A 2,433-nucleotide genomic window follows, 5' to 3' on the forward strand; every position below is an offset into this window, starting at 1 on the left:
GCCGGGCCACCAGTTGGGGCAGCCGGTCGAAGAGGGCCTCCCAGAGGGCATCAGTCTCGATTGTCTCAGGTTTCTTTGGCATATTGTCTCCAGCTTAGGAAAATGCGGCGGGGCTCAAAGCCTCGAGCAGCAGCCGGGCGGCGATGGTGCTCAAGCGGCTCACGCAAGCGCTCCTTGCCGGGCGGGGGCCGGCTCAGCACCGGCGCGGGTGCTCCTGCGGGCCACGGCCACCACCTCCAGCCGTGGCGGATTGCCGGGCCACTGTCCACACACCTCGACTGATTGCCGGGGGCTGGGGTACAGCTGGGCCAGCCTGTCCATGACCTCGGCTATCCGGCGCTCGAGGGTGAGGCGCGGCATGCCGGGGAAGCGGGCGTGCGCCTCGAGGTCTTCGGCGCTCGGCCAAACGCTGACCAGGGTTGTTTCACCGTCAACCCTGACCACCAGCAGCGGGGGGTGCAGGGCCTCGAGCTTGGCCGCGATGGGCTTGACGCGGGAGAGCAGGGCGGCCCAGGGGGTCATAGGTCTGTCACCCACTCTTCTTCGGCCTCGGGCTCGAGGTCGGGGGTCGGGTCGGGGTCGGGCTGATTTAGTGCAAGCTGCACAGGGGTGTGCAAAGGGGTTTGCACTAAATCCGTGCGATGCTCATCGGCTTTTTGGGCATTTGCTGCAAAGTGCAAAGCATATAGCGCAGGGCTACCCCTGCCGCTGGACTCTCGAGCCTCGACTTCCCCGGCAGCCCTGAGCCTGCGTAGGGCCTCGGCAATGGTGCGCTCGCTTACGTTGGCCCGCTCGGCCACCTTGCGGATGAGTTCCCCGCGCAACAGCGGGCCTTCTCCCAGCACCTCCCGCACGGCCCGCAGGGCGCGGGTCAGGGCGGGCGCGTGGGCGGCTTCCTCTTCGGGCAAATCGGTGATCTCAAACCGCAGGCTGTCCCGCTCGAAGTGCCGGGCGATGCCCAGCGGCTCACCGATGGCGGCCAGGTTGTTCTTGAGGCAGTCCAACCGGAGCACGTCCAGCCCGCCGGTGAGCTTGGGGGCCACCCGCTGCAAGAGGTAGGCGCTGCGGGCTCCACCGAGCTTGTAGTAGGAGCCGGCTACACCGCGCTCGAGCACCGTGAGGCCCTGCACCGGCTTGGGCGTGTGATCCAAGAGCAGCACCGCAGGCCCCAGGGCGGCGATTTGCCGGAGACGGCCCATCACCTCGGCCACGTGCTCGGCCTTCTTCGAATCGGCGTAAAAGAAGGCCGATGTCCAGGCGTCAATCACCAGCAGGGCGGGCGGGCTGATGCGTACCAGCCCCTCCAGCTCGGCCAGCCGGTCGAGGTCGAGACCCTGGGAGGGGTTGGAGGGCTCGAGGTAGCGGATACGCCCCAGCGCTTCGGCCCCCACGCCCAGCCCGGCGGCGCATTTGGTGTACCAAGGGCCTTGAAGGCGGGGGTCGGTGTCGAAGTCCAGGTGCCACACCTCGCCCTGGAGGGTGGGGGCCTCCAGAAACTCCACCCCGGCGGCTACAGCCACCTCGAGGGCGGCCGTCAGGGTGGACTTGCCCGCACCGGCAGGCCCGCCCAAGACGCTCACCGTACCGGCGGCAATGTACCCCTCCCACAGCCAGGCCACCTCAGAGGCGGTAGGCAGGCTGTCGGCGGTGCGCCACGTGAAGCCGCTCACCGCCTCCCCCCTTTTCGCGCAAACACGCTTTGATGCCTTGCACTGTTTGCACTAAATCGAGTTTGCCGATTGTTATCGCGTTGATTTAGTGCAAAGGGCCTTGCACTACCCCCTGCACTTTGCACTAAATCCGGGGGCAAGTCGCGGGGGTGTTCGGTTCCCTTTTTGAACCCCCTTCGGGCAGTGCTCAGGGCTTCTCGGTGTTCAAGGCCGGTGGCTAGCGCGGCGTCAATAAGGGCCTGTACTACCCGCGACTCATCCAGCCCCAGGCGCTCGAGTTGGCCCAACCCATACGCGGCGCGGGCCAGGGCGTTGTTTCTTTGCCCTACAGAGGCAGATTGCACCTCGAGCACGGCACGGGCTAGGGCGGCTTCGGCATAGGCCCGCTCACGGTCGCGGGTCGTGGGGCGTTGCCAGCGCGGGCGGGGGTCGGGGTGCTCTGGATCGAGGGCGGCTAGGCCGTGGCAGGCCAGCAGCCGCACCTCTTCAGGCGAGAGCAGGTAGCCCTCGCCATCGGCGGGGCGGTAGGCGGTGAGCAGCACGCCCTTCTCGAGCAGATCGGGCGGGGGGGTCTCTACCTCGAAGCCCTCTAGCTCGAGCGCGGCGCGGGCCTGTTGTAGCAGCGCGAGTTGAATGCTGATATACTTTTTTTGTTGCACGGTCCACCTCCTAGCGCTCCCCGCCCTCGCCCCGGGCGGGGTTGTTCTCGTGCCCCTCGAGCCATTCGCGTAGAGCGCTCGCGGGAATCAACCAACGGGAACCG

General features: G+C 67.2%; 3 protein-coding genes. All 3 read right to left on the reverse strand.

Features of this window, described 5'->3' with window-relative positions:
- Positions 1 to 159 precede the first annotated feature (159 nt).
- From G552_RS15700 to G552_RS0113645, 3 genes are read right to left on the reverse strand one after another with little or no spacing between them, the layout of a single operon-like run.
- Positions 160 to 522 (reverse strand): hypothetical protein, encoded by a 363-nt coding sequence (locus G552_RS15700; protein WP_051195840.1) that lies wholly within the window; start codon positions 520 to 522, stop codon positions 160 to 162.
- Positions 519 to 1,670 (reverse strand): AAA family ATPase, encoded by a 1,152-nt coding sequence (locus G552_RS0113640; RefSeq protein WP_027883494.1) that lies wholly within the window; start codon positions 1,668 to 1,670, stop codon positions 519 to 521. Before G552_RS0113640 ends, G552_RS15700 begins: the two co-directional genes overlap by 4 nt.
- A complete protein-coding gene (locus tag G552_RS0113645) occupies positions 1,667 to 2,329 on the reverse strand; it encodes a hypothetical protein (RefSeq protein ID WP_027883495.1) in 663 nt (220 codons plus the stop codon). The genes G552_RS0113640 and G552_RS0113645 overlap by 4 nt, the downstream gene beginning before the upstream one ends.
- Positions 2,330 to 2,433 lie beyond the last annotated feature (104 nt).

It is taken from the genome of Meiothermus rufus DSM 22234 (assembly GCF_000423425.1).
GTDB lineage: Bacteria > Deinococcota > Deinococci > Deinococcales > Thermaceae > Meiothermus > Meiothermus rufus.

Bases quoted from the DNA above. Each gene is read 5' to 3' on its own strand.
- G552_RS15700 (WP_051195840.1), bottom strand. From the start codon at position 522: ATGACCCCCTGGGCCGCCCTGCTCTCCCGCGTCAAGCCCATCGCGGCC.